The organism is Streptomyces sp. NBC_00341, from assembly GCF_041435055.1.
Classification (GTDB): domain Bacteria; phylum Actinomycetota; class Actinomycetes; order Streptomycetales; family Streptomycetaceae; genus Streptomyces.
Genome location: NZ_CP108002.1, coordinates 7774882 through 7792481 on the forward strand (window position 1 = coordinate 7774882; position 17600 = coordinate 7792481).

Here is a 17600-nt window from a genome sequence, read left to right on the forward strand (position 1 = left end):
ATGAGAATCACGCGCATCGTCGGCATCGGCGCCGGACTCGCCGTCGTGGCCGTCGCGGCCACCTCGGGGGTGATGGCCATGGACGACGAGGGCAAGACGACGGTCACCGCCTACTTCGACCAGGCCACCGGCGTGTACGCCGGATCCGACCTGCGGATCCTCGGCGTGAAGGTCGGCACGGTCGAGTCCGTGCGGCCCAAGGGCGAGGAGGTCGAGGTCAGGCTCCGCGTCGACAAGGGCGTCAAGGTGCCCAAGGACGCGCACGCCGTCGTCGTGGCCCCCAGCCTGGTGGCCGACCGGTACATCCAGCTCGCCCCCGCCTACCACGGGGGACCGCTGCTGGCGGACGAGGCAGAACTGCCCGCTTCGCACAACGCCACCCCGGTCGAGGTCGACCAGCTGTACGCCTCCATCACGGAGCTCTCCACCGCGCTCGGCCCCGACGGGGCCAACTCCGACGGCGCGCTGGCCAGGCTCCTGGACACCGGGGCCAAGAACCTCGACGGCAACGGAAAGGCGATCGGGAACTCCATCGAGCAGTTCGGCAAGGCGACGAAGACCCTCGACAAGAGCAGCGGGAACCTCTTCGACACCCTGTCCTACCTGCAGACCTTCACCACCATGCTGAAGGACAACGACGGCAACGTCCGCAAGGCAGAGCAGCAGCTCAACTCGGTCACCGGATTCCTGGCCGACGACAAGGAGAACCTCAGCGCGGCCCTGAAGGAACTGGGCACCGCCCTCGGCCAGGTCAAGACCTTCATCAAGGACAACCGCGGCGTCCTGAAGGCGAACGTGGACGCCCTGGTGCCGATCACCCAGACCCTGGTGGACCAGCGGGCCTCGCTGGCCGAGTCGATGGACACCCTGCCGCTCGCCGCGGACAACGTGATCAAGGCCTACGACCCGTTGAACCGCACCATCAACGGCCGCACCAACCTCAACGAACTCTCCATGGGCGGACCGCTCACCGACGAGTCCGCAGACCTCAGCGGACTCACGCCGGTGGGCGCCACCCGGCAGAAGGCGCTGCCCTCGCTGCCGCTGCCCGCGGTGGGCACCGTCTACGGCACCTCGGAGAAGTCCGCCACGCAGAAGAAGGGGGCGAAGCGATGAGCCGCTTCCCGCGCCGGCCCGGCGCCCGTGCGACCGGCGTCGCCGCCGTGCTGGCGGTGGGCGTCGGCCTGGCCCTGATCGCCACCACGGTCGACCTGCCGACGTTCACCGGCATCGACCAGGTGCCGCTGCCCGGCGGCGCGGACCTCGGCGACCACCCGTACGAGATCACCGCCGAGTTCGGGGACGTGCTCAGCCTCGCCCCGCAGTCCTCCGTGAAGGTCAACGACGTGGCCGTCGGCCGCGTCACCAAGATCTCGCTGGCCTCGGGCAGCTGGAACGCCAAGGTGACCATGCGGGTCAACGGGGGGATCAAACTCCCCGCGAACGCGTACGCGCACCTGGAACAGTCCAGCCTGCTGGGTGAGAAGTACATCCAGCTCTCACCCCCCGCGGCCGGCACCGCAAAGGGCGCCCTCGCGGACGGGGACCGCATCCCGCTCACCCGGACCAACCGGAACCCGGAGGTCGAGGAGGTGTTCGGCGCACTCTCGATGCTCCTCAACGGCGGCGGCATCAACCAGCTCAAGACCATCACCACCGAGCTCAACAAGGCACTGGCCGGACAGGAACCCCAGGTCCGCTCCATGCTCAAGCGGGTCAACACCCTCGTCACCAACCTGGACGACCACCGGGCGGACATCACCGACGCCCTCGACGGCGTCAACCGGCTGTCCGCCACCCTCGCCACCCGCAAACAGGACGTCGGCACCGTCCTCACCAAGCTCAGCCCCGGCATGAAGGTCCTGGAGAAGCAGCGCGGCTCGCTCATGACCATGCTGCGCTCGCTCGACACGCTCTCGACCGTCGCGGTCGACACGGTGAACAAGAGCAAGGCCGACATCGTCGCCGACCTCAAGGCCCTCACCCCCACCCTCCAGGCACTCGCGGACTCCGGCCAGGACCTGCCCGACTCCCTCCAGGTGCTGCTCACCTACCCGTTCACCGACGAGGTGCTGCGCGGGGTGAAGGGCGACTACCTCAACGTCTACCTGGATGTCACGGCCCTGCCCGGCACCCAGATCATTCCGCCGATCATCCCGGCCGGCGGCGCCGCGCCCCCGGCCGCGGGGGGCACCAACGCCCTGAAGTCCGGCACCGCACTGCCGCTGCCGCTTCCCTCGGTCACGGGACCGGCCACGAAGGGGAGCAACCGATGATCACCCTGGCCATCCGGCTCAAGAACATCGCCTTCCTGATCATCGCGGTGCTCGTCCTCGGCTACCTCGGGGTGCGCTACGCCGACCTCGGCCACTACGTCGGCATGCGCAGCTACTACACCGTCAAGGTCCAGCTCCCGCGGACCGGCGGCCTGTTCACCCACTCCAACGTCACCTACCGGGGCGTGTCCGTGGGCCGGGTCGGTCCGATCGAGCTCACCGACGACGGCGTGGAGGCCGAACTCCGCATCGAGAAGGACGCCCCACGCATCCCGGACGCCCTGAAGGCCGTCGTCGCCAACCTCTCCTCTGTGGGCGAGCAGTACGTCGACCTGCGGCCGACCCGCTCCCAGGGCCCTTACCTGGCTAACGGCTCCGTGATCGACCAGGCCGACACCACGGTCCCGGCGCCCGTCACCGATGTGCTCACCAGCGTCAACGACCTCGCCGGCTCCGTCGACCTGGAGTCCCTGCGCACGGTCGTCGACGAATTCGGCACCGCTTTCGAGGGGCGCGGCGACGACCTCCAGGTCCTGCTGGACACCAGCAGCGACTTCGTCCGGGCGGCCGACGACGCGCTGCCCGTCAACACCCGGCTGATGATCGACGGAGAGACCGTGCTGCGCACCCAGGCCGAACAGGGCGACGCGCTGAAGGGCTTCGCGTCCGGTGCCAAGGAACTGGCCGCGGAGCTCAAGGGATCCGACACCGATCTGCGCAAGCTGATCGCCGTCGCCCCCGCCGCCACCGGCCAGATCAGCGGACTGCTGCGGGACCTCGACCCGAGCTTCGGGGTCGTGGTCGCCAACCTCCTCACCACCTCGGACGTGGCCGTCACCCGGCAGCGCGGACTGGAGGAACTGCTGGTGAGGCTCCCGGAGGTCGCCGCCGTGGGCTCCAGCGCAGTCGACGAGAACGGGGCCAGGTTCGGCATGTCCGTCACCTTCTTCGAGCCGCTGCCCTGCACCTCCGGCTACGGCGGTACGACCTACCGCAACGGCCTCGACGTCACGGCAGGCCCCGCGCTCAACACCAAGGCCCGGTGCGCCTCTTCGCCCGGAACCGGCATCAACGTCCGGGGCAGCGCGAACGCGCCGAAGGGCGGGGCCCTGCCCCCGCCCGCCAAGCCCGGCTCGATGCTCCTGGGCGCAGACAAGGCGGCGGACCGGCTGCCCGGGGCGCTCGGTGTCACCCCCGACACCGCCCCGGCCGCCGACGGCATGGCCGGACTGCTGGGCCTCGGTCAGGGAGACGGCTCATGACCGCGCGTACGAGAACCTCGATCGGCTGGGCCGCGCTGCTCGCCGCCGTACTCGTCTGCGCACTCGGCGGCTGGTCGTACGCCCAGGCGCGCGGTGACGACGACCTGGCCTACGCCAAGAGCCGGGACACCGCGCTGGCCGACGGGAAAGCCCACCTCGCCCGGCTCAACAGCCTGGACGGCAAGGACGCCAAGAGCGTGGACGCCGGACTCAGCGGCTGGCTCGGGTCCTCCACCGGCCCCCTGCACGAGCAGCTGAAGCGCACCCGGACCAAGGACGCGAGCGAGCTGACGAAGTCCGGCTCGACGGCGCGCGGCAAGGTCACCGACGCGGCGCTCACCGCGCTCGACGAACGGACCGGAACGGCACAGATGATCGCGACGGTCGATGTCCAGGTCACTCCGCGCACCGGAAAGGGCGGCACGGAACGCAAGCGGTTCGAGGCCACCCTCGCCCGGACCGCGGAGGGCTGGAAGGTCAAGGCACTGACGGCGATACCGGTCGGGAGCGGCACATGAGGCGACAGGGCGGGGCGACGGCCGTGACCACCCCAACGGAGGGGCCGGCAGCGGGGGACCCGGTAGCGGAGGCCCTCACCACTGAGGAACCGGCTGCGGAAGACCTCGCGACGGAAGACCCCGCGACGGACGAGACCGCGACGGACGAGACCGTACCGGACGAGGCACCACCCGGTGCGGGCCACCGCAGGCTGCGCCTCGTGGCCTGGACACTGGTCGCGGCGCTGCTCGTCGCCGGAGGCGGGCTCTTCGTCATGGGCCGCCAGCTGCGCGACACGCCCGCCACCTCCAACGCGGCGCTCACCGACAGCGAGGCGACGACCCGGGTCGCGGGAGACGTCACCAACGCACTCGGCAAGGTCTTCTCCTACAGTCCCTCGGCCACCGCCGTCACCAAGGAGTCAGCAAAGCAGCTGCTGGCGGGCAAGGCACTCCAGCAGTACGCGGCGCTGTTCGGCCAGGTCGAGAAGCAGGCCGCCGAACAGAAGCTCACCCTCACCACCCACGTCGTACGGGCCGGGGTGACCCGGCTGACCGACGACAGCGCCCATCTGCTCGTCTTCCTCGACCAGGTCTACGAACGCCGGGGCAAGACCGCCAGCACGGCGGCGGCGCAGCTCTCCGTCACCGCCCAACTGCGGGACGGACGCTGGACGATCGTCGAGATCACCTCCAGATAGCGCAGCAGTACGGAACACCGAACAGCACAGCACAGGGTCGGCCGGCAGGGAGAGGCAGCAATGGCACGGGTACGGATGACGAGGAATCCGCTGGTGGCGGCGGCGATCGTGCTGACGGTCGCGGCGGCGGTCGCGGCGGGCTGGGGCGGGGTGTCCCGGTATCAGGCATCGCACGACGACTCGGCGGCGTACGCGCAGACCCGCGACGACGCGCTGGCAGCGGGCGAGCAGGCCGTGCAGAACATGAACACCCTCGACCACCAGAAGCTCGTCCAGGGGCTCGACAGCTGGGAGGACTCCACCACGGGCGACCTGCACCAGCAACTCGTTGACGGGCGGGACGCGTTCGTGAAGCAGATCAAGGAGGCGAAGACCGTCAGCACGGCCAAGGTGCTGTCCGGTGCGGTCACCGAGCTCGACGACCGGGCCGGCCGGGCCGGGGTCATGGTGGCGCTGCGGGTGACCGTCACCGCGCCGAAGGGCAAGCCCGCGGTGAAGGAGAGCCGGATGCTCGGGCAGCTCACGCGCACCTCCGAGGGGTGGAAGCTCAGCGCCCTCGGTCAGGCGCCCGTCGGCAACACCGCCGGCTGACGCCACCGACTCCCACCCCGCACCGAGAGGACCCCCGGACATGTCGACGACCCGTCACCTCGTCAACCGGCAGCGCCGCCTGGCCACCGTCGCCGCGGCGGAACGCACCGCCACGCCCACCGCAACGCCCACCACCGTGCCCGAGCCCGCCGGTCCGGACACCGAGTCCCGGTCCGAGAGCGAACCGGCGGGCGAACCGGAGGCGGACAAGGAGGAGAAGGCGGAGGAGGCGCCGCGGTCCGCGGGTCCGCTGCGGCTGCGGGTCTCACTGCCCGCCGTACTGTGCGTCCTGACCGTGCTGCTCGGTTCCTTCGCCGCGTGGTCGTTCACCTCTGCGGGCAGCCTGCGCGACGAACCCGGCCGGCAGAACACCGCCCTCACCGACATCAGCCGCACCAGCGAGGTGAAGGGGCAGATCACCGAGGCGGTGGGCGCGGTGTTCTCGTACAACTACGCCTCGCCGGCCAAGGCCGACACCGCGGTGAAGACCTACCTGGTGGGCAAGGCGGTCCAGCAGCACAAGGACATGCTCGCGGAGGTACGGGCCCAGGCGCCCAAGCAGAAGCTCGTCCTCACCACGACCGTCACCGAGAGCGGTGTGGAGCTGCTCGACGGCGACCGGGCCCGGCTGCTGATCTTCGCCGACCAGAGCAACACCCGTACCGGCAAGTCGCAGGAGACGACCTACGCCGCGGCGATGTTCGCCGTGGACGCGGTCCGCCGGGGCGGCAGCTGGCGGATATCGGCCATCGACACGTTCTCCCGGTGACCCGGGGGAGAGGAGAGCACGCATGAGGTTCAACGGCACCATGCGCCGCGGACTCGGCGGCACCGCCGCCGCCGTCGCCGCGATGGCAGCGCTCACCGCCTCCCAGGGACCGGGGCTCGTGGCGCACGAGGAGACGGCGAAACAGCGCCAGGAGCCCGACGAGGTCAGGTGGTCGGAGGTCCCCAACGATGACTCCTACCACACCGAACTGCCGCCGCTGAAGAGCCCGGAGCCCCCGAAGCCGGGCGTCAAGCGGAGCCCGGTCGTCGTCGCTTCGTGGGCCCAGGCCGGGATTCCGGCCACCGTGCTCGACGCCTACCGCAAGGCGGAGACCGCGATGCGGCGCAGCGATCCGGGCTGCGGGCTGCCGTGGCAGTTACTGGCCGCCATCGGCAAGGTCGAGTCCGGACACGCGGGCGGCGGCAGGGTCGACGCCCATGGCACGACGCTCTCCCCGATCCTCGGCCCGGTACTCAACGGCGCGGGCTTCGCCAACATCTCCGACACCGACGGCGGGGCGTACGACGGGGACAGGACCTTCGACCGGGCGGTCGGCCCGATGCAGTTCATCCCGTCGACCTGGGCGCACTGGAAGCGGGACGGGAACGGCGACGGGCGCAGCGATCCGGGCAACGTCTACGACGCGGCCCTGGCGGCGGGGGCCTACCTCTGTGCCGGATCGCGTGATCTGACGGTACGGGCCGGTCTCGACGCGGCGATCCTGAGCTACAACCACTCGGACACGTATCTGCGCACCGTGCTGTCGTGGCTGGAGTTCTACCGCAAGGGCACCCATCCGGTCGCCGACGGCGAGGGCCCCGTGCCGAAGAGCCCCGGCGCCGGGAGCCCGAACGAGCCCAAGCATCCCGTGGGCGGGCCCGGCAGCGAGAAGGACGGCGACAACGGGGGCATCGAGGTCGGCCCGCAGCCGGGCCACACGAAGACCCCGCCGGCATCGGCGTCCCCTGACCCCTCGCCCGGCGATTCCGGTTCCCCGGACCCCGGCGGCTCCACGGATCCGGGCTCTTCACCCGATCCGACCGACAGCGGATCCACCCCGGACCCCGGCACCAGCCCCGACCCGTCCACCACTCCGGATCCCGACCCGAGCACCACGAAGCCCGATCCGGGCTGTACGACGGACGCCCCGTCGCCGGACCCGACCGACACGGCCGGGTCCACCGAGTCGCCGTCTCCGGAGCCGAGCACGACCCCCGAGCCCTGCACCACGCCCACGGTGCCGCCCGCCGCCGGCTGAGCCCCGGCGGGGCCGTTCAGCCGCCACCGGCCGACAGCACGGAGGCGAGGTCGTACCGCACCACCTCTTCCAGCTGCTCGTACGTGCAGCTGCCGGGGGCGCGGTCCGGCCGCCACCGGCGGAACTGGGTGGTGTGCCGGAACCGGTCACCCTCCATGTGGTCGTACGCCACCTCGCAGACCCGCTCCGGGCGCACCGGCACCCACGACTGGTCCTTCTTGCCGGACCACCGGCTCGGGGTGCCGGGCAGCCGGGCGTGCTCGTGCGCCTCGGCGTCCTGCCAGGCCCCCCAGGGATGGTCGGTGAAGTCCGTGACCAGGGACTCCAGTTCGGCGACGAGCTCCGCGCGGCGTTTCATCGGGAAGGCGGCGCACACCCCCACGTGCTGGAGGACGCCCGCCCCGTCGTACAGGCCGAGCAGCAGCGATCCGACGACCGGGCCGCTCTTGTGGTGGCGGTAGCCCGCCACCACGCAGTCGGCGGTCCGCTCGTGCTTGATCTTGTACATCACCCGGGTGTCCGGCCGGTAGGGCAGGTCGAGCGGTTTGGCGACTACCCCGTCGAGACCCGCCCCCTCGTACCGGTCGAACCACTCCTGGGCGACGGCCGGGTCGGTGGTCGCGGGCGCGAGGTGGACCGGGGCGGAGGCGGCGGACAGCGCGGCCTCCAGCACCTTTCTCCGATCCGACTGCCTCGTACCCATCAGCGAGTCGTCGCCCACCGCGAGGACGTCGAAGGCGACCAGGGAGGCCGGGGTCTGCTCGGCCAGCAGCCGCACCCGGGAGTCAGCGGGGTGGATGCGCTCGCTGAGCCGCTCGAAGTCGAGCCGGCCCCCGTGCGCGATCACGATCTCGCCGTCGATCACACAGCGCTCCGGCAGGTTGTCCCGGACCGCCGTGACCAGCTCGGGGAAGTAGCGGGTGAGCGGCTTCCCGGTACGGCTGCCGATCACCACCTCGTCGCCGTCCCGGTGCACGATCGCCCGGAAGCCGTCCCATTTGGCCTCGTACTGCATGCCCGGCGGGATCCGGGACACGGACTTGGCGAGCATCGGCTTCACGGGCGGCATCACCGGCAGGTCCATGGATCGATTGTGGACCGTCCGGCGACCGGAGTCTCCCGATATGCGGCATATGTGGGCCCGGCCTACCGTGGCCGACATGGCAGCAGCGGGCAAAGCGGTGGAGCTGGACGCGGGCGGACGGCCCGTCCGGCTGTCCAGTCCGGACAAGGTCTACTTCCCGGAGAAGGGTTACACCAAGAGGGACGTGGCCGAGTACTTCCTGGCCGTGGGACCCGGCATCACCCGCGCCCTGCGCAACCGGCCGACCACCCTCCAGCGCTTCGTGGACGGGGTCGAGGGCGAGTTCTTCTACCAGAAGCGGGCCCCGAAGAACCTCCCCGAATGGATCCCCACGGCCCGCATCGCCTTCCCCAGCGGCCGCCCGGCCGACGAGATCTGCCCCACGGAGGTGGCCGCCGTCATCTGGGCCGCCAACCTCGGCACGCTCACCTTCCACCCCTGGCCGGTCCGCGGCGCCGACACCGACCACCCCGACGAGATGCGCATCGACCTCGACCCCCAGCCCGGCACCGACTACGCCGACGCGGTGCGGGCCGCCCACGAGCTGCGCGCCGTACTGGACGACCACGGACTGCGCGGCTGGCCCAAGACCTCCGGCGGCCGGGGCATCCACGTCTTCGTCCCGATCGAGCCCCGCTGGACGTTCACCGAGGTCCGCCGGGCGACCATCGCGGCCGGCCGCGAGCTGGAACGCCGGATGCCGGAGCGGGTCACCACCGCCTGGTGGAAGGAGGAGCGCGGCGAGCGGATCTTCGTCGACTTCAACCAGACCGCCCGGGACCGCACGATCGCCTCCGCCTACTCCGTACGCCCCCGCCCGCACGCCCCGGTCTCGGCGCCGCTGCGCTGGGAGGAGATCGACGACGCGGAGCCGCGCGACTTCGACATCCGGACCATGCCGGTGCGGTACGCGGAAGCGGGCGACGTGCACGCGGACATGGACGAGCACGCCTTCCGGCTCGACCGGCTGCTGGAGCTCGCGGACCGCGACGAGAAGGAGCGCGGGCTGGGCGACCTGCCGTACCCGCCGGAGTACCCCAAGATGCCCGGCGAACCCAAGCGGGTCCAGCCGAGCCGCGCCCGGCACGACGAGGCGAGCGAGGCATGAGCACGCCCGACGACGGGCCGACCCCGCCCGAATCCGTTCCCGGCCCGCCCGGACCCGATCCGACACCGCCGCACGGAGCACACGGCCGGCCGCTGACCCGGGGCCAGAAGTGGACGAAGTACAAGGGCTCGCCCTACTTCCCGGCGACCGTCCTCCTCTTCATCCTCGCGGCCGCCGCCGGGCTCTTCGCCGGCTCGTACACGTACGCGATGGCCAATCCGACCCCGCACCGGATCCCGGCCGCCGTGGTCAGTCTCCAGGAGACGGCCCGGGGCAAGGCGTTCGTCACCGCGATGGACGAGGCACTGGACGCCTCCCTCGACGTCCACCGGTACGACACCGCCGCCGAGGCGCGCGAGGCCCTGGAGGAGCAGGAGGTCTTCGCGATCGTGCGGCCCAGCAGGGCGGGGGTGGCCCTCGACGTGGCCGGTGCATCGGGCGCGGCCGTCGCCCAGGTGCTCGCGGAGTCCGCGGTGAAGGTGGGGGACAAGCTCGAAGTGCCCGTCTCCGTCACGGACGTCAAACCGCTCCAGAAGGGCGACCCGCGCGGGCTCGCGCTCTTCTACATCTCGCTCGCCGCCGTGATCATCGGCTTCGTCGGCTCCATCCAGCTGAGCGTGCACGCCAGAGGCCTGATCCCGCTGGAACGGATCGCGTTCACGGTCGCCTACTCAGCTCTTGGAGCCTTCTCCATCGCCGCGGTGGTGGACTGGCTGCTGGGCGCCGTCGATCTGCCCTTCGCCGAGTCCTGGGCGATCCTGGCGTTCACCATGTTCACCTCGGGCATGGTCTTCACCATGTTCAACACCCTGATGGGGCGCTGGGCCATGCTCCCGACCTGGGGCCTGATGGTGATTCTGGGCAACCCGTCCTCCGGCGGAGCCGTGTCCTGGCCGCTGCTGCCCTCGCTGCTCGGTCACATCGGGCGCTGGCTGCCGCCGGGCGCCTCGGTCAACGCCCAGCACACCGCCGTCTACTACCAGGGGCACCAGCGGCTCTTCCCGTTCCTGGTGCTCGCGGCCTGGGCGCTGGTCTCCTGCACGGTCTTCTGGGTATGGCGCCACCGGCACCCAGGAGGCCGCGACCACATGCCTCAGCATGCGGCCGCGGCCACCTGAATCACTCCCGGCCGTACTGCCTAGAGCTCCTGGATCCGGATGTCCCGGTAGGAGATCACGTCCGAGGTGCTGTGGACCTGGAGACCGATGTAGCCGGAGGCGTAACGCCGGCCGTCGGTGCCCGGGTCGTCGTCCCGCGGCGGCTCGAAGGACTGACCGCCGTTGTTGTCGAACTCGTTGAGCAGGACACCGTTGCGGTAGATCGAGTAGTGCTGGTCCACCACCCGGATCTCGTAGTCGTTCCAGGTGCCCTTGGGGGTGACCCCGGCGCCGCCGAGACCGATCCGGTCGAATCCGTAGACGGAACCGGTCTTGTACATGTCGCCGTCCGGCCGGTCGTTGATCTGGATCTCATGGCCGTACTTGATGGCGACCCACTCCGGATTCGACTCCTCCGGGTTGTCGTGGACGTTCGGGAACCGTACGAACACACCGCCGTTGGCGTTGCCCGTGCCCGGGGCGTCGTCCCGGAACTGGAGCTTCAGCGAGAAGTCCCCGTACTGCCTGCCCGGGAACCACAGCATGCCCATGCCGTCCACCGTGGTGGAGCTGTTGAGCGAGCCGTCCTCCTCGTTCAGCGAGAACTGCCCGCCGCCGACCTGCTGCCACTTGGCGAACGAGGCCGCCGTGCCGTCGAAGAGCTTGTGGTAGCCCTCGTCCTGGCCCGGCTTGCCGATCCCCGACTGCTTGGCCGCCTTGTAGATCTTCTTGTGCTCGCGGGCGTCGACCACCCCGGCGGTGAGCAGCTGGTCGAGAACCTTGTCGACGTGCTTGAGGAACAGCGCGTGCGACGACCAGTCCTTCTCGTCCTCGATCAGCTCGTTGATCGTGCAGCGGTTGCCGGTGATCCGGTTGGGGACCCCGGTGTCGACGGTGCCGACGATGACGGTGAGCCGTTCGTCGAACTCCGGGCAGTTGGGCGCCGGTACGCCGCCGCTCTGCGCGACGGTGAACGACGTCTGCTTCGCCTCGGAGGTGTTGCCCGCCTTGTCCGTGGCCCGGTGGGCGACGGTGTGGTAGCCGACACGGTCGACGATGACCGTGGCGGTGTAGGCGAGGTAGGGGCCGCCGTCGAGGGAGTACTCGACCTTGTCCACCCCGGTGTCGGCGTCGGTCGCGGTGACCGTCACCTTGGCGCTGGTGAGGTAGGCGCCGTCGGAGTTCTTGTCGCCCGCGACCTTCGCGGAGGTCTCCGGCGGCGTGGTGTCCTTCGTCGGCGGCTCGACGACGGTGAACTCCACCGCCTGCTCCTCCGCGGCGTTGCCCGCCTTGTCGGTCGCGCGGTAGCGGATCTTCTGCGCGCCGAGCTCGTGCACCATCACGGGGCCGGTGTACGGCTGCCATGCGCCGTCCGCGCCGACCGCGTACTCGATGGTGTTGACGCCGGACCCGGTGTCGGAGGCGGTCACGGTGACCGTCGCCATGCCCAGGTACTGCCCCTGGTCGTCCTTCTCACCGGAGACGGTCGCGGAGGTCTCCGGCGGCGTGGTGTCGTCCGTCGGCGGGGCGGCGACGGTGAACTCCGCCGTCTTCTCCGCGGCGGCGTTGCCCGCCTTGTCGGTCGCGCGGTAGCGGATGGCGTGCGCGCCGACCTCGTCCACCACGACGGGCACGGTGTACGGCTGCCAGTCGCCGTCGGCCCCGACCGCGAACTCGACGGTGTCGACGCCCGAGCCCTCGTCGGTGGCCGCGACGGTGACCGTCGCGGAGCCGATGTAGGCGCCGTCGGCGTTCTTGTCGCCGTCGACCTTGACCGAGGTCTCGGGTGCGGTGGTGTCGTCCTCACCGCCGCCCCCGTCGGTCACGGTCAGGATGCCCTGCATCGCCTCGTGCCCCGGCATCGTGCAGTGGTAGAAGTACCGGCCGGGGGTGAGCGTGACCTCCGCGGTCTGCTTGCCGCCCTGGTCGTCGCCCGGGTTGGCCAGCAGGTTCAGCGGGACGTCGTTGTTGAACTCCGGGTCCGAGACGCTGAAGGTCAGCGTGTGCGGCATCCCGCTGGTGTTCCCGGTCCCCTCACTGTTCTCGAAGACGATGGTCGCCTTGCCGGCCACCGCCGTCTTCGGTGCGGACAGGTAGTGGTCGATGGGGTTGCCGGCCGTCCAGGTGAGCACCTGGTCGGCCGCCGCCGCGCCGGCCGGGGCGGTGGTACGCCCGTAGGCCGCCGTCGAGGTCAGTCCCAGCACCATCAGGAACGACCCCAGCAGGGCGAGCCACAGCCGGGCCGGCCGTGACCGCCTTCGGAAGAAGATCGAACGGTGTCTCACTGCACTGCCGCCTTCCTGGCCAGGTCCTTGACGGCCGGGGTCGGTGCGCCGCCCTTGTACGTCACGCGCCACAGCGCGGACTTGGAGTCGGAGGTGAAGAAGCCGCGCCCGTAGTCCAGTACGTACAGCGAACCGTCCGGGGCGAACTTCCAGTCCATCAGGTTGCGGATGCCGTCCGCGCCGACCGGGATGATCTCCTTGAGGGACTCGGCGTGCGTGGGCAGTCCGCCCTTGCCGACCGTCTTCGGGTCGGTGAGCACGGCGTGCCGCGGCTGGGTGTCGTCGTAGAAGTCACCGACGAACCACTTGCCGTCCCAGTAGGACGGCCACTTGTCGGCGCCGGCCTTCTCGTCGTACCGGTAGACCGGGCCGTTCATCGTGGCCTGGCCGCCGCCCTTGAGCCAGGGCAGCAGCTCCTTCTGGTCCTCGACCTTGTAGCTCGGGATGCCGTTCTCGTCGCGCGGGTAGTCCACGCCACCGCCCTGCGGCGAGTACCAGATGTTGTTGGCGGTGACCGGCGGCAGGTTCACCAGCCCGTCGTTGTTCGGGGACTCGTTCTTGGGGTGGTCGCAGTCGTACCAGCCGAGCGGCTTGCTCGGATCGGGCAGATTGCGGTCCCGGTAGGGCTGCTTGTTGCCCATGCAGTACGGCCAGCCGCGGTTGCTCGCCTGGGTGATCGCGGCGAACGTGTCGTACTTGGCCGGGCCCCAGGTGGTGCTCGGCTCGCCCGCGTCGGGGCCGACCCAGCCCGCGTACAGCGTGTCGGTCGACTTGTCGATCGAGATCCTCGCCGGGTTGCGCACCCCCATCACGTAGATCTCGCCACGGGTCTTGCCGCCGCCCTCGTCCGGCTCCTTGCCGGTGAAGAGGTTGCCGGCGGGCAGGGTGTAGGTGCCGTCGTCCTCGGGGTGGATCCGCAGGATCTTGCCGTTGAGGTTGTTCGTGTTGCCCGCGGTGCGCCGGGCGTCGGCGAACGATACGCCCTTGTAGTTCGGCTCCGGGTTGTTGCCCGAGTAACCGTCGCTGAACTGCGAGGAGTTGTTGTCACCGGCCGCGATGTACAGGTTGCCCTTGGAGTCCCAGGCCATCCCGCCGCCCGCGTGGCAGCAGCTGTGGATCTGGACCGGCCAGTGCAGCAGCACCTTCTCCGAGGAGAGGTCCAGCTTGTTCGTGGCCAGGTCCATGGTGAACCTGGAGACCTGACGGACCGCCATCTGCTTGTCGCGGTCGATCTTGTCGTGGGGTGTGTAGTGCAGGTACACCCAGCCGTTCTTCTCGAAGTCCGGGTCGAGCTCGATACCGAGCAGACCCTCCTCGACCTTGACCAGTTCGTCGCCGCCGCCCTTGTTGCCGAAGACCGTCAGCTCTCCGGCGAGGGTGACCTTCTTGGTCTTCGGGTCGTAGACGTGGATCTGGCCCAGGCCCTTGCCGACGTTCGGGTCCTTCCAGTCGGTGACGACCGGCACGCTGCTGTCGGCGCCGCCGCGGCCGATGTACAGCACGCGTCCGTCGGGGGCGGTCACCAGCCCGTGCGGTTCACCGATCTGGTCGTTCTGGCCGGGCTTGTTGGGCTCGGTGACCCGCTCCGCCTTGTAGTTGGAGGTGATCGTCGCCTTGCAGTCGGCCTGCGAGATCCGGGTCGTCCAGTCTAGGGCGCCGCGCAGGTGGTCGCGGAAGTCGGCCTCCGCGAAGCTGTCGACCGTACCGCCCATCGCGGTGTAGAAGGACCGGCCGCCGTCGTAGTCACGGCACCAGGAGACCGGGTGGTCCCAGCCGTTGGCGCTCGCCCCGGGCTTGTACGTGATCTCCCGGACGCGCGCCACGGTGTGCACGTCGCCGGACGGGTTCTCCTTCCAGTTCAGCCACTTGTCGGGACGCTTCCACTCCAGCGGAAGGTTCTTGGTGGCCGGGTGCTGCCGGTCCCCGATCTCCACCGTCGCACGCTGTACGGCGGTGGGGCTGTCGGCCGCCGGACGGGCACCGACCAGTCCGGTGAACCAGTCGGAGTACGGCTCGGTGCGCGCCGCGTCGTGGATGCCGAGGAAGCCGCCGCCGGCCTCCATGTACGCCTCTAGGCCGGCCTCCTGCTCCGGATCCAGGACGTCGCCGCCGCCCGTCAGGAAGACGACGGCGTTGTACTTGCCGAGCTGCTTGCCGTTGGTGAAGACGGCGGGGTCGTCACTGGCCACGGTCTTGAAGCGGCCCGCCTCCGGACCCGTGAGCCCGATCTTCTCGATCGCCGCGATACCGGCGTCGACCGTCGGGGACTCGTCGGACGCGGAGGCGTGGAAGACCAGCACCTTCACGTTCGCGCCGCCGGGCGGCGTTGGCAGGGACAACGTTGTCGCCATGGACTCGTTCGGTCCGGGATACGGCCTGGCACTGGCGGCATTGCCGCCGAGCAGGGATGCGGTCAGTGCGCCGGCCGCTACGGCCGCCGCAAGTCCGCGTCGCGATCTGGACCTGTGATGTGGTGTGCGCTGCATGTGGTCACCCACCCCTCGTTGGTCACTTCAACAGCGCATGAAGCTAGACCTCTTTTCGCGACTCGCCAATAGCTATGGCAGCAATCGCACGAACTTTGTCCTTAGTGTGGATAAACGAAGATCCCCGGGCTACGGTATGGCCCGTCCCCGAGGCCCACCCGTGCCCGGCGGCGTTGACCGCCATGACCTGCGTACCTCTGTGCCGTGTGCCGTAGTTGCCTTGGGTTTCTCCGCAACACCCGTCCGATAGTGGGGAGTTCGACATGGATCGACGTAGCTTCAACCGGCGGATTCTGATGGGCGGCGGGGTGGCTGCGGCGACCGGGGTGACATCGTTGTCCCTCGGCGCGATCGAGGCCACCTCCGCAGAGAACCCGCCCCGCACCGCCCCGGCGGGAGGAGTGGTCCGCCACCTCAAGATGTACGCGGAGAAGCTGCCGGACGGGCAGATGGGGTACGGCTTCGAGAAGGGCAAGGCGTCGATCCCCGGCCCGCTCGTCGAGATCAACGAGGGCGACACCCTGCACATCGAGTTCGAGAACACGATGGACGTGGCGGCCAGCCTGCACGCGCACGGCGTCGACTACGACATCGCGAGCGACGGCACGCGCATGAACAAGAGCATCGTCGAACCGGGCGAGACCCGCACCTACACCTGGCGCACCCATGCCCCGGGCCGCCGGAAGGACGGCACCTGGCAGGCGGGCAGCGCGGGTTACTGGCACTACCACGACCACGTCGTCGGCACCGATCACGGCACGGGCGGCATCCGCAAGGGGCTGTACGGTCCGGTGATCGTCCGGCGCAAGGGCGACATCCTGCCGGACAAGACGATCACGATCGTCTTCAACGACATGCTGATCAACAACAAGCCCGCCGACAAGAGCCCCGACTTCGAGACCACGGTGGGGGACCGGCTCGAAGTCGTCATGATCACGCACGGCGAGTACTACCACACGTTCCATGTCCACGGTCACCGCTGGGCGGACAACCGAACGGGCCTGCTCACCGGCCCCGACGATCCGACCCGGGTCATCGACACGAAGATCGTCGGACCGGCGGACTCGTTCGGCTTCCAGGTCATCGCCGGCGAACACGTGGGCGCGGGCGCGTGGATGTACCACTGCCATGTGCAGAGCCACTCCGACATGGGCATGGCCGGGATGCTGCTGGTCGCCAAGGCGGACGGAACGGTGCCGGGGCACGAGGCGCACTCGATGTCCTCGCACGGCGCCAAGACCCCTGATGCGAAGTCGCCGGACGCGAAGAGCGCGGATGCGAAGAGCCCGGATGCGAAGAGCCCGGATGCGAAGGCGTCGGGCGGCAGGTCACCCGACGCCAAGGCGTCGGACAAGGCCGCGTCGCACGACAGCCACTGACGGGTGAGGGCGCCGGGCCGCGCGCCTCCCGAGCGGGCCGCGGGCCTTGTCAGGACAGGGCGGTAGGCCTGCGTGGCGGCGGGACGGCCCCGAGCAGCTTCCACAGCGGGCGGGAGCCGGACGCCCACGCCGCGAGGGTGTGCCGGTCGACGACGTGCAGCCGCTGCTGTTCGGCGAAGACCACGGCCGGTGCGGTCACCCTGCCGTTCGTCACGATCACCGCGATGTCGGCGCCGTGCACCTGGCGGGCGGTGCCGTTGAGGACCTGGAGATCCGGTGTACCCACCGCGGAGCCGGCCAGGCCGTTGCGCCGGTGTTTGCACTGGATCACCCAGCGGCGCCCGTAGGGGTCGGTGGCCTTCACATCGGCGCCGAGGTCTCCGCCGCCCCCGACGCGGAGCGCGTCCTGGCAGCCGTCGCGGCGCATCAGGTCCCGTACGGCGTCCTCGAACCGGGTGTGGTGCAGGGCGTCCAGCTGGGCCAGCTCGTACCGCAGTCCCTGCGCGCGGACCGCCTCCCACCTGGCGTTCTGCCGCCGCTGATGGAGCAGGCCACCGCCGGTCAGCAGCGCGATCGAGGCGAGGACCAGCAGGACCCACCAGTGGGCCAGCAGCCAGTCGACCAGGGTCACCGCCACAGCGGCGGCCAGGACCACGGCCACGAGGCGGCCGGTCAGCCGGTCGTCCGTGCGCCGGCTCCGCCTCCCGGGCCCGCGGGTACGGCGCCGTACCGGCGGGCGCCTACTGGTCGCCCGGCCTCTGCGCGACCGGGGGCTCACCGCTCGGACCGCGTGATCAACAGCAACTG

Annotated in this window: 15 protein-coding genes; 11 read left to right on the top strand and 4 right to left on the bottom strand. The window is 70.3% G+C overall.

Going from position 1 to position 17600, the window contains the following annotated elements; genetic code table 11:
- The 8 genes from OG892_RS34745 to OG892_RS34780 are packed head-to-tail and all read left to right on the top strand — an operon-like array spanning window position 1 to window position 7354.
- Window positions 1-1116 carry an MCE family protein gene (locus tag OG892_RS34745; protein ID WP_371631168.1) on the top strand — a complete coding sequence of 372 codons (1116 nt, stop codon included), beginning with the start codon at window positions 1-3 and terminating at the stop codon, window positions 1114-1116.
- On the top strand, window positions 1113-2276 hold the full coding sequence (locus tag OG892_RS34750; protein ID WP_371631169.1) for an MCE family protein: 1164 nt from the start codon (window positions 1113-1115) through the stop codon (window positions 2274-2276). Before OG892_RS34745 ends, OG892_RS34750 begins: the two co-directional genes overlap by 4 nt.
- On the top strand, window positions 2273-3538 hold the full coding sequence (locus OG892_RS34755; protein WP_371631170.1) for an MCE family protein: 1266 nt from the start codon (window positions 2273-2275) through the stop codon (window positions 3536-3538). The genes OG892_RS34750 and OG892_RS34755 overlap by 4 nt, the downstream gene beginning before the upstream one ends.
- Window positions 3535-4056 carry a hypothetical protein gene (locus OG892_RS34760; RefSeq protein WP_073734368.1) on the top strand — a complete coding sequence of 174 codons (522 nt, stop codon included), beginning with the start codon at window positions 3535-3537 and terminating at the stop codon, window positions 4054-4056. Before OG892_RS34755 ends, OG892_RS34760 begins: the two co-directional genes overlap by 4 nt.
- A complete protein-coding gene (locus tag OG892_RS34765) occupies window positions 4053-4736 on the top strand; it encodes a hypothetical protein (RefSeq protein ID WP_371631171.1) in 684 nt (227 codons plus the stop codon). The genes OG892_RS34760 and OG892_RS34765 overlap by 4 nt, the downstream gene beginning before the upstream one ends.
- A gap of 60 nt (window positions 4737-4796) precedes the next feature.
- On the top strand, window positions 4797-5327 hold the full coding sequence (locus tag OG892_RS34770; RefSeq protein WP_073734369.1) for a hypothetical protein: 531 nt from the start codon (window positions 4797-4799) through the stop codon (window positions 5325-5327).
- A gap of 40 nt (window positions 5328-5367) precedes the next feature.
- Entirely contained in the window at window positions 5368-6096 is a 729-nt protein-coding gene (locus tag OG892_RS34775; protein ID WP_073734370.1) for a hypothetical protein, read from the top strand.
- A gap of 22 nt (window positions 6097-6118) precedes the next feature.
- Complete coding sequence (locus OG892_RS34780) at window positions 6119-7354, top strand: hypothetical protein (protein WP_371631172.1); 1236 nt, start codon at window positions 6119-6121, stop codon at window positions 7352-7354.
- Window positions 7355-7370: 16 nt separating this feature from the next.
- Here OG892_RS34780 and OG892_RS34785 read toward each other — a convergent pair whose 3' ends face one another.
- Complete coding sequence (locus OG892_RS34785) at window positions 7371-8438, bottom strand: ATP-dependent DNA ligase (RefSeq protein ID WP_371631173.1); 1068 nt, start codon at window positions 8436-8438, stop codon at window positions 7371-7373.
- Window positions 8439-8535: 97 nt separating this feature from the next.
- On the opposite strand from OG892_RS34785, the gene ligD reads away from it, so the two are divergent.
- Together ligD and OG892_RS34795 are read left to right on the top strand one after the other, a co-directional pair.
- Window positions 8536-9546: a non-homologous end-joining DNA ligase gene (gene ligD, locus OG892_RS34790; RefSeq protein ID WP_328868295.1), complete on the top strand. Its 1011-nt coding sequence runs from the start codon at window positions 8536-8538 to the stop codon at window positions 9544-9546.
- A complete protein-coding gene (locus OG892_RS34795) occupies window positions 9543-10664 on the top strand; it encodes an ABC transporter permease (RefSeq protein WP_371631174.1) in 1122 nt (373 codons plus the stop codon). Before ligD ends, OG892_RS34795 begins: the two co-directional genes overlap by 4 nt.
- Window positions 10665-10684: 20 nt before the next feature.
- Here OG892_RS34795 and OG892_RS34800 read toward each other — a convergent pair whose 3' ends face one another.
- Both OG892_RS34800 and OG892_RS34805 read right to left on the bottom strand, forming a co-directional pair.
- Window positions 10685-12850 (bottom strand): OmpL47-type beta-barrel domain-containing protein, encoded by a 2166-nt coding sequence (locus OG892_RS34800; protein ID WP_371631742.1) that lies wholly within the window; start codon window positions 12848-12850, stop codon window positions 10685-10687.
- A gap of 74 nt (window positions 12851-12924) precedes the next feature.
- On the bottom strand, window positions 12925-15414 hold the full coding sequence (locus tag OG892_RS34805) for a ThuA domain-containing protein (protein WP_073734735.1): 2490 nt from the start codon (window positions 15412-15414) through the stop codon (window positions 12925-12927).
- Window positions 15415-15677: 263 nt separating this feature from the next.
- Between OG892_RS34805 and OG892_RS34810 the strand changes: the two genes are divergently transcribed.
- A complete protein-coding gene (locus OG892_RS34810; protein WP_371631175.1) occupies window positions 15678-16793 on the top strand; it encodes a multicopper oxidase domain-containing protein in 1116 nt (371 codons plus the stop codon).
- 49 nt (window positions 16794-16842) lie between these two features.
- Here OG892_RS34810 and OG892_RS34815 read toward each other — a convergent pair whose 3' ends face one another.
- Window positions 16843-17454 (bottom strand): restriction endonuclease, encoded by a 612-nt coding sequence (locus OG892_RS34815; RefSeq protein WP_371631176.1) that lies wholly within the window; start codon window positions 17452-17454, stop codon window positions 16843-16845.
- Between the last annotated feature and the right edge of the window lie 146 nt (window positions 17455-17600).